The organism is Kitasatospora sp. NPDC057542 (assembly GCF_042801945.1).
Lineage (GTDB): Bacteria > Actinomycetota > Actinomycetes > Streptomycetales > Streptomycetaceae > Kitasatospora.
Genome location: NZ_JBHVFE010000437.1, coordinates 1 through 7,569, shown reverse-complemented (window position 1 = coordinate 7,569; position 7,569 = coordinate 1). Strand labels below are relative to the sequence as shown.

Genomic DNA, 7,569 nt, shown 5'->3' with positions numbered 1-7,569 from the left:
GGTCGCGCCGGTCGCGCGGTGCCGGAAACGCGATATTCGCTGGCGGGCACCGGGGAGCGGGGGATAGGAAGACGGGATGACCACCAGCGATCCCGGCACCGACCAGCGCGTCTTCCGCCCCACCGTCCTCGACCTCGGTGACGTCCTGCTGCGCCCGTGGGGGCGCGCCCTCGACGTGCCCGGCGGCATCGGGCCCGCCCTGACCGCCGCCGCGGCGGACCCGGCCGTCGCCCGCTGGAGCCCGCTCAGCGCCGCCGGCCCGGTGGTCGTCGACACCTACCTCGGCCGTTGCGAGGAGCACTGGGCCGCCGGCACCGCGGCGCCGTTCGCCGTCGTCGACGCCGCCGACGGCAGCCTCTGCGGCAACGCCTACCTGGGGTGGACCAACCGGGACGACGGCGTGGCCATGATCGGCTACTGGCTGCTCGCCGCCGCCCGCGGCCGGGGCCTGGCCACCCGGGCCACCACCGCCGTCACCCGCTGGGCGGTGGAGCACGCCGACGTTCGCCGCATCGAGCTCTACCACGCCGTCGCCAACGAGGACTCCTGTCGCGTCGCGACGCGGGCCGGGTTCCCGTACGAGGGCACCCTGCGCGGCTCCTACACCTACGGCGGGGGCGTCTACGTGGACGAGCACCTGCACGCCCGGCTGGCCTCTGACGCGTTCGCGGACTGAGGGCCCGCGGACGGGTCCGCGGACGGCGCCGTGGGACGGGATCAGCCCCGGACGGTCGCGCCGTGGACCCCGTACGCGTGGGCGCCGCCCTCGGCGAAGCGCTGCTCCTGCACGGCCGTCAGCCGACGGTCCGGCAGGACGGCGACGACCGCGGCCGCCACCTCCAACCGATCGGCGGCGATCAGCCAGCCGAGGGCCTTCCGGTACGTGCCCGGCTGCGCCGCGTCCGTCAGCGCGGCTTCGTCGGCCAGTCCGACGTTGTCGGCGAACGTGCCGGCCTCCCCGTACAGACGGAAGCCTGTGCCCGGACGACGCAGGTGGGCCGGCGCCACTCCGGGCCGCGGCGGACCGCTCGTCGCTCCACCGGCCCGCCGTCCCGAACGGAGGCAGGGCAGGGCACCTCCCAGCCGTCCCGTGCCCCGGCGGGCCGCCGAGCGGTTTTCGGGGCCCTCGGGGCGCAGGCTGCGCGCGCGGCGGAGGAGCGACCTAACCTGGAGGGGAGCGTTCGGTGCGTCGCCCGCGAACGGAGCGGTGACCATGACGGTGATCTCGACGGCTCTCTTCGGTACCGACTGGTGGCAGCCCACGCTGCCCGGCGGTGCCGAGTTGCTGCGCGAGTGTGCCGCCCGCGGGTGGACGGTCGTGCTGACCGGCCCCGGGCCGGCCGGGGCCCCGGCGCTGACCGTGGCCGATCCCGGCGGCGACCCGGTGCGGGCCGCGCTGGAGCTGGTGGACGGCAGGCCCTCGCACGCCGTGGCCGTCGCCGGAAGCGTGCGGGACGTACGGGCGGCGCGGCGGGCCGGGGTGCCGTGCGTGGCCCTGGCGGTCGGCCCGGACACCGGCCAGGAGCTGCGGGCGGAGGGCGCGGTCGAGGTGCACCGCGACGCCGCCGCACTGCTGAGCGTCCTGGACGACAGCCTGCTCGCCCGCCCCCGGGCCTTCGGGCCCGCCGGCGCCGCAACAGGCGGCGCCCCGAACGGTTAGCACCAGCCCGTACCGGGCAACGGCCGAGTGTGAGCACGTCACCCGAAGTGTCGGAGGTGACCGAGATGGACGGACCCGCGTTGAGCGGATGGGAGCGGCGGCTCCTCGAGGAGATCGAGTCCGATCTGCGCCAGGACACACGGCTCGACCGGAAGCTGAGCACGATGGGCGCCAGGCCGCCCAGCCGGGTCCGGGGTGTGCTTCGCGGCATCGGGCGCAGGATCTCGGCCGGGGTGGTGCTGACCGCCCTGGTGATGACGGCGATCTGCCTCGGCGTGGGCGTACGAACCCCGGTCACCGCCGTGCTGGTCGCGCTCGGCGTGGTCTGGGTGGCCACGGTGGCGGCCGCGATCGCCACCTCGGAGCTGCTGCGCCGCCGGCGCGCGGCCCGCAGCCCCACCGACGCGGCGGATCCGGCGCAGACGCGGGAACGCCGGGAGCGGCGCCCCTGGGACCGTCCGGAGGCATGACGCGATGACCACCGACCTGTGGGAGTACCGCCCGGGCTCCCATCCCGCCGCCGACCTCACGCTGGTCGGGTACGAGGTGCACGCCACCGACGGCCCGGTCGGCCGGGTCGAACAGGACGCCGGGGACCACCTGCTGGTCGACGCCGAGCCCTGGGTGCCGGGCGCCCGGGTGCTCGTTCCGGCCGGACTGGTCGCCCGGCTCGACCACCTCGACCGAGCCGTCCACCTCGACTGCCCACGTGCCAGGCTCAGTTCGGCCCCGCCCACGGCCGTCGACCTGACCGCCCCGCACCCGCGCTGAGCGACCGTGCCATGGGCTGGCCGTCCACCACGCTCACCGGCCGGACGATCGCCTTCCTGGTCGCTCCGTACGGGGCCGAGCAGGTCGAACTGACCGACCCCTGGCAGGCGGTCGCCGAGTCCGGCGGCACCCCGCGGCTGCTGTCCACCGCCGAGGGGCGGGTCCAGGCCGTCCGGCACCGGGCCCCGGGCGACACCTTCGCCGTGGACGCCCTGGTCGCCGAGGCCGACCCGGCCGACTACGACGGGCTGGTCCTTCCCGGCGGCGTCGCCAGCCCCGACCGGCTGCGCCTGGACCGCCCGGCGGTCGCCTTCGTGCACGCCTGCTGCGCCGCCGGCCGCCCGGTCGCGGCGATCTGTCACGCGGCCTGGACGCTCATCGAGGCCGACGCCGTGCGCGGCCGCACCCTGACCTCCTGGCCCAGCCTGCGCACCGACCTGGTCAACGCCGGCGCGCACTGGGTGGACGAGCCGGTCCACGTCTGCCGCGACGGGCCCGGCCCGCTCGTCACCAGTCGCAAACCGCACGACCTGCCGCTGTTCGACGACGCCTTCGTGACGGAGTTCGCCCACGCCGCGGCGAAGCGGCGGACGTGAACGCCGGCGGCACCGCGCGACCGCAGCCGGCCGTCAGTCGCCCCGGAGGCGGACGAAGGTTGCGGTGGGCGGGCGGCCGGTGAGGGTGAGTTCGGCGCGGAGGGGTGAGGTCAGCGGGTGGACCGGACCGTGGTCGGGGTCGGTGGTGGGCGGGCCGAGCAGGGGGCGGGCGACCTCGGCGACCTCGCGGGACTGGACCGGGGTGAGCCGCGGGGTGGTCAGGAACACCCGCCCGTCGTCGAGCCGGAGGATCAGCGCCCGCGGGTGGGCGGCCGGGCCGGTGACGGCGCGGACGGTGGCGTCGAGGGTGTCGCTGCGGCGGTACTTGACCCAGACGCGGCCCGCGCCGCGCGGGCGGTACGGGGCGGCGGCGGCCTTGCAGACCAGGCCCTCCACCCCGGTGTCGGCGAGCCGCTCCATCCACTCCAGCGCCTCCGCCCGGTCCGTGGTGGCCATGACCGGCTGGATCGGCGGCGGGACGTCGGCGAGGGCGGCGAGCAGCAGGCGGCGGCGGTCGGTGAGCGGCAGCCGGCGGACGTCGCGGCCGGGCAGCGCCAGCAGGTCGAAGGCGATCAGGCCGAGGGCCACCCCGGGAGCGGCGGCGCGGGCCCGGCGGGTGCGCAGCAGCTCGCCGAAGGCGAACCGGCCGCCGCGCCAGGCGACCAGCTCGGCGTCCAGCACCAGCCCCTCCGGCAGCCGGGCGACGGCGGCGGCGATCGGCGGGAACTCGGGGGCGAGGTCGCGGCCGCTGCGGGACTGGAGGTACGCGGGGCGCTCGCCCCGGGCGAACGCGACGCAGCGGAAGCCGTCCAGCTTCAGCTCGTACTGCACGCCCCCGCCACCCAGGCCGTCGGCGGGCGGGACGGCGGTCACGGCGGCCGGACGCATCACCTCGACGGGCGGGCGCAGCACCTGGCGCGACCGCTCCGGCTGCGGTGGCGGCGCGGGCGCACCGGGAAGCGGCCGGGCCCGTTCCGGGTCCAGCAGCGGGGCGAGCAGGTCGCCGTGCGCGGCCAGCCGGTCGGGCACCTCGGCGAGCGTGAAGACCAGGTCCTGCTCGTGGCCGGCCCGTTCCAGCTCCGCCCAGGCCAGCGGGGTGGAGACGGTCGGCAGCGGCCGGGCCCGAAGGGTGTACGGCGCGGCGGTGGTCTTCTTGGCGTTGTTCTGCGACCAGTCGACCAGCACCCGGCCCCGGCGGCGGGCCTTGGCCATGGTGTGCACCACGAGGTCTGGGTGCTCGGCCTCCAGGGCGGCGGCCAGCGCCTTCGCGTACGCGCAGACCCGGGTGCTCGGGGTGGGTTCGATCGGGACCAGCAGGTGCAGGCCCTTGGAGCCGGAGGTCTTCGCCCAGGCCGCCAGGCCGTCCGCCGCGAGCCGTTCGCGCAGCAGCAGCGCGACCGTACGGCAGGTCAGCACGTCGGCGCCTTCGCCGGGGTCGAGGTCGAGCACCAGCCGGTCGGCGAGGGCGGGCGCGGCGGCGTGCCACTGCGGGACGTGCAGTTCCAGGCAGCCCAGGTTGGCGACCGCCAGCAGGGCCGCGCCGTCCGTCAGCACCACCTGGCGCAGCTCGCCGGTGTTGCTCGGCACGTCGACCGTGCGCACCCAGTCCGGGGTGCCGGGCGGCGGGTTCTTGGCGACGAACACCTCCGCCTCGACGCCGTCCGGGCAGCGCAGGAAGGAGACCGGGCGGTCGCGCAGGTGCGGGAGCAGCGCGGTGTGCACGGCGGCGTAGTACCGCAGCACCTCGCCCTTGGGGGTGCCGGTGCGCGGGTAGTACACCTTGTCGAGGTGGGAGAGGGCGAGGGTGCGCCCGTCCACCGTCATCTGCGGCACGGTCCGCCTCCGTTGCCTCCGGTGGGTGGCCCCCGCAGCCAGTCTGCCCCGGTTCCCCTGTGGCTGACCCGCTCCGCGGCGTCCGGCAGCGCCAGGCACAGCGCGCGCAGCCGCTCCACCGGCGTGCGTACCGCTCACCCCCGCGGGTGAGCGACCGGCCGGGGTCGCGGACGGAGACGGGGTTGCTTATGGTGAGGGCGCGGTCACACGCCTTCCGCTCCGACGGCGGGAGCCCGGATGGGCCGCCGGGGGGATGCGGGGGGGCCAGCCGGGGGGAACCATCGACGAAGGAGTCCCCGTGACCACTGCCCGAGACATCATGCACACCGGTGCCCAGTGCATCGGCGCCCATCAGACGCTGGCCGAGGCCGCGAAGATGATGCGCGACAAGAACGTGGGCGCGCTGCCGATCTGTGGCGACGACCAGAAGCTGAAGGGCATCATCACCGACCGCGACATCGTGCTGCGATGTATCGCGGAGGGCAAGAACCCGTCCAAGATGACGGCCATGGAGCTCGCCGGCCACCTGCACTGCGTGCGGGCCGAGGACAGCATGGACGTGGTGCTGCGCAAGATGGAGCAGCACCAGATCCGGCGCATCCCGGTGATCGACGGGGACCGTCTGGTGGGCATGATCAGCGAGGCCGACCTGGCGATGGGCCACCGTGACGGCCAGCGGCTGACCGATCAGCAGATCATCGAGTTCATGGACAGCGTCTACATGAAGCAGTGACCGGCTGACACCCCGCGCGCCCCGCCCGCGCCCGCTTCCGGCCCGGCCGGTCCCCCGTACCGGCCGGGCCCTTCGAGCATGCCGGGCGGGGCACCGGTGCGTCTTGTACGAATGCGCACGCCTGCAAGGGCGCACGCCTCAGCCTCCGGCGCCCAGGACGGTGCTGGTCACCCGCCCGGTGACCCGGTCGGTCACCCGGCCGGCGGGCTGGGGCAGGGCGGCGGCGGTGCGCCGGGAGGCCAGGAACGCGCGCGGCGAGCAGCCGACCATGGCGCGGAAGTTCCGGTCGAGGTGGGACTGGTCGTAGTAGCCGCAGCGCGCGGCCAGGTCGGCGCCGGTGGGGCGGTCCCCGGCGGGGCGTTCCCCGCTGGGGCGGTCCTCGTGCGCGGTCAGGACGTTGAGGGTGCGCTGGAGCCGGAGGATGCCCGCCGCCTGCTTGGGGGCCAGCCCGAGGTGCTCGCGGAAGCGTAGCTCCAGCCGGCGTCGGCTCCACCCGCTGCCTTTGACCAGGGTGCCGATCGGCACCAGCCCGTGCGAGTGTCGCAGTTGCCGCCAGACCCAGTGCACCGAAGGGTCCCAGTCCGGCCCGTACGCGAACAGCGCACCGAAGTAGCCGTCCAGCATGGCGAACCGGGCCGGCCAGCCCGGGGTGTGGGCCAGCCGGTCGGTCAGCGACCGCAGTCGCGGGCCCAGGACGTCCCCGGCCTCGGCCCAGTGCCCGCCGAGCTCGCCGGCCAGCGGTCCGAACGCCCGGAAGGCGCCCTGCGGGGTGAGCGAGACGGCCAACCCGTGCAGCACGCCCGCGTGTTCGGCGATGGTCGCGGTGCGGCGCAGCCCGGCCGCGACCGAGCCGAAGGCGGTGGCCGGCGCGGGGGAGACGGCGTCGGTGAGGCTCATCGTGCCCTCGAAGACGAGTGCCACGGTGACCGCGTCCGTCGGCACCTCCAGCCGTCGCAGCGGCTGCCGCAGGGCCAGCCGGTAGCCGCGGTAGCCGAGGACGTACCCGCGCAGCGGCGCGGCGGGGGTGCCGAGGACCGTCCCGGGCGAGGTGGTGAGGAGGGTGTTCCGGGTCATCGCAACTCCCCTGCTCGGCCTGGCGGGTGGCATGCACGGGCCATGGTAGGCGGCGCCGGGAGGCCTCCGGGAGGCCTCGTGCGACCCCGGGCGGCGGACTGTCTCAGGGACCGGATCCTCCTTTCTTGCCAGCCGAGATGCGGGCACAATCGCGCACATGGGAAAGCAGTACGAATGCATCGACGGTCGGCTGCGCCGGTTCATCGAGCGCCAGCCGGTCTACTTCGTGGCCACCGCCCCGCTGGACGCCGACGGGCACGTCAACCTCTCGCCCAAGGGGCGCTCCGGGACGCTCGCGGTGATCGACGAACTCACCCTCGCCTACCTGGACTTCGGCGGCTCGCAGGCCGAGACCGTCGCCCACCTGCGGGAGAACGGCCGGATCACCCTGATGTGGTGCGCCTTCGAGGGCCCGCCGACCGTGGTGCGGGTGCACGGGCGCGGTGAGCCGGTCTTCCGGGACGACCCGAGGTTCGCCGCACTGCTCGGCCACTTCGGGCCGGCCGCGGACGGCTCCGGTCTGAGGGCGATCGTGCTGGTCAGGGCCGAACGGGTCAGCGACTCCTGCGGGTACGCGGTGCCGTTCATGGACTACCGCGCCGACCGCGACCTGCACGCCCAGTACTTCGACCGCAAGGACGAGGAGGAGTTCGGCGCCTACTGCGAGCGCAAGCCGCTGGTCGGCACCAGCATCGACGGCCTGCCGGCCGTCCCGCTGCCGCTCCCGCCGCGGCCGTCCTGACGCTCGTACGCTCCCGACGGCCTGTCAGCCGATCGGGGCCGGGCCGAGGATCACCGGCCCCTCCGGACCGGGGACCGGTACGAACCCCGTCCCGGCGTACACCTCGTGGGCGTTCAGGGTTCCCCCGGCGGAACGCGGCGAGGCCGCCGCACCCCGAGGC

Annotated in this window: 10 protein-coding genes and 1 pseudogene; 7 read left to right on the top strand and 4 right to left on the bottom strand. The window is 75.6% G+C overall.

Features of this window, described 5'->3' with window-relative positions; all coding sequences use genetic code 11:
* Positions 1-76: 76 nt before the first annotated feature.
* Positions 77-676, top strand: coding sequence for a GNAT family N-acetyltransferase (locus tag ACFU7Y_RS35700; RefSeq protein WP_224283406.1), 600 nt, complete (start codon positions 77-79; stop codon positions 674-676).
* Between the two features lie 41 nt (positions 677-717).
* On the opposite strand, the gene ACFU7Y_RS35695 is transcribed toward ACFU7Y_RS35700, so the two are convergent.
* Entirely contained in the window at positions 718-1,008 is a 291-nt protein-coding gene (locus tag ACFU7Y_RS35695; RefSeq protein ID WP_224283405.1) for a hypothetical protein, read from the bottom strand.
* A 205-nt stretch (positions 1,009-1,213) separates the two neighbouring features.
* On the opposite strand from ACFU7Y_RS35695, the gene ACFU7Y_RS35690 reads away from it, so the two are divergent.
* The 4 genes from ACFU7Y_RS35690 (at position 1,214) to ACFU7Y_RS35675 (ending at position 3,027) form a co-directional block, all read left to right on the top strand.
* The gene (locus tag ACFU7Y_RS35690) at positions 1,214-1,660 is read left to right on the top strand and encodes an HAD family hydrolase (protein WP_380770846.1); all 447 of its coding nucleotides are present in this window, start codon (positions 1,214-1,216) and stop codon (positions 1,658-1,660) included.
* Positions 1,661-1,725: 65 nt separating this feature from the next.
* On the top strand, positions 1,726-2,130 hold the full coding sequence (locus tag ACFU7Y_RS35685) for a DUF3040 domain-containing protein (RefSeq protein WP_224285292.1): 405 nt from the start codon (positions 1,726-1,728) through the stop codon (positions 2,128-2,130).
* 4 nt (positions 2,131-2,134) lie between these two features.
* Positions 2,135-2,431: a PRC-barrel domain containing protein gene (locus ACFU7Y_RS35680; RefSeq protein ID WP_224285291.1), complete on the top strand. Its 297-nt coding sequence runs from the start codon at positions 2,135-2,137 to the stop codon at positions 2,429-2,431.
* 11 nt (positions 2,432-2,442) lie between these two features.
* Complete coding sequence (locus ACFU7Y_RS35675) at positions 2,443-3,027, top strand: type 1 glutamine amidotransferase domain-containing protein (protein WP_380770845.1); 585 nt, start codon at positions 2,443-2,445, stop codon at positions 3,025-3,027.
* Positions 3,028-3,060: 33 nt separating this feature from the next.
* Here the strand turns inward: ACFU7Y_RS35675 and ACFU7Y_RS35670 are convergent, their stop codons facing one another.
* The gene (locus tag ACFU7Y_RS35670) at positions 3,061-3,915 is read right to left on the bottom strand and encodes a DNA ligase (RefSeq protein WP_380770847.1); all 855 of its coding nucleotides are present in this window, start codon (positions 3,913-3,915) and stop codon (positions 3,061-3,063) included.
* 66 nt (positions 3,916-3,981) lie between these two features.
* A pseudogene (gene ligD / locus ACFU7Y_RS35665) lies at positions 3,982-4,851 on the bottom strand (non-homologous end-joining DNA ligase); the annotation flags it as partial.
* A 307-nt stretch (positions 4,852-5,158) separates the two neighbouring features.
* On the opposite strand from ligD, the gene ACFU7Y_RS35660 reads away from it, so the two are divergent.
* Positions 5,159-5,593 (top strand): CBS domain-containing protein, encoded by a 435-nt coding sequence (locus ACFU7Y_RS35660; RefSeq protein ID WP_224284066.1) that lies wholly within the window; start codon positions 5,159-5,161, stop codon positions 5,591-5,593.
* A gap of 138 nt (positions 5,594-5,731) precedes the next feature.
* On the opposite strand, the gene ACFU7Y_RS35655 is transcribed toward ACFU7Y_RS35660, so the two are convergent.
* On the bottom strand, positions 5,732-6,667 hold the full coding sequence (locus ACFU7Y_RS35655) for a helix-turn-helix domain-containing protein (RefSeq protein ID WP_224284065.1): 936 nt from the start codon (positions 6,665-6,667) through the stop codon (positions 5,732-5,734).
* Between the two features lie 157 nt (positions 6,668-6,824).
* Here ACFU7Y_RS35655 and ACFU7Y_RS35650 point away from each other — a divergent pair, with 157 nt between their 5' ends.
* Positions 6,825-7,409 carry a pyridoxamine 5'-phosphate oxidase family protein gene (locus tag ACFU7Y_RS35650; protein ID WP_224284064.1) on the top strand — a complete coding sequence of 195 codons (585 nt, stop codon included), beginning with the start codon at positions 6,825-6,827 and terminating at the stop codon, positions 7,407-7,409.
* The last annotated feature ends 160 nt before the right edge of the window (positions 7,410-7,569 follow it).

What these genes read in the sequence shown, in the direction of transcription:
- ACFU7Y_RS35700 (WP_224283406.1), top strand. Translation starts at nt 77, where the DNA reads ATGACCACCAGCGATCCCGGCACCGACCAGCGCGTCTTCCGCCCCACC.
- ACFU7Y_RS35690 (WP_380770846.1), top strand. Translation starts at nt 1,214, where the DNA reads ATGACGGTGATCTCGACGGCTCTCTTCGGTACCGACTGGTGGCAGCCC.
- ACFU7Y_RS35685 (WP_224285292.1), top strand. Translation starts at nt 1,726, where the DNA reads ATGGACGGACCCGCGTTGAGCGGATGGGAGCGGCGGCTCCTCGAGGAG.
- ACFU7Y_RS35680 (WP_224285291.1), top strand. Translation starts at nt 2,135, where the DNA reads ATGACCACCGACCTGTGGGAGTACCGCCCGGGCTCCCATCCCGCCGCC.
- ACFU7Y_RS35675 (WP_380770845.1), top strand. Translation starts at nt 2,443, where the DNA reads ATGGGCTGGCCGTCCACCACGCTCACCGGCCGGACGATCGCCTTCCTG.
- ACFU7Y_RS35670 (WP_380770847.1), bottom strand. Translation starts at nt 3,915, where the DNA reads ATGCGTCCGGCCGCCGTGACCGCCGTCCCGCCCGCCGACGGCCTGGGT.
- ACFU7Y_RS35655 (WP_224284065.1), bottom strand. Translation starts at nt 6,667, where the DNA reads ATGACCCGGAACACCCTCCTCACCACCTCGCCCGGGACGGTCCTCGGC.
- ACFU7Y_RS35650 (WP_224284064.1), top strand. Translation starts at nt 6,825, where the DNA reads ATGGGAAAGCAGTACGAATGCATCGACGGTCGGCTGCGCCGGTTCATC.